The sequence below is a fragment of the Haloferax profundi genome, assembly GCF_001469865.1.
Classification (GTDB): Archaea; Halobacteriota; Halobacteria; order Halobacteriales; family Haloferacaceae; genus Haloferax; species Haloferax profundi.
The window spans coordinates 1-246 of the sequence record NZ_LOPV01000515.1; the positions used below are offsets into that span (position 1 = coordinate 1).

At 62.6% G+C, this 246-nt stretch carries 1 pseudogene; it reads right to left on the reverse strand.

Annotated features, from left to right (window positions below):
- Nucleotides 1–217: pseudogene (locus AUR66_RS22855) on the reverse strand (MFS transporter); the annotation flags it as partial.
- Nucleotides 218–246 lie beyond the last annotated feature (29 nt).

The following is a 246-nucleotide window of genomic DNA, read 5'->3' on the forward strand; positions in this document are numbered from 1 at the left end:
TGGCCGCACAGCAGAGATACACGGGCCAAAACCCGACTGCCTCGACCACCGGGAGTGTGACAATCGGTCCAAATCCACCGCCGACATCCCCGAGAACGTTGTTCGTCCCTACGGCACGTCCCATCTCACCATCAGCGACGAGGTCGCCTAACAGCGCCATCAGTGGCCCGCTTGTGCCGCCCTGTCCGAGCCCGATGCACACGCAAGCGATAGCCAACATCGACGCTTAGCTCGCGAGTGCGAGCA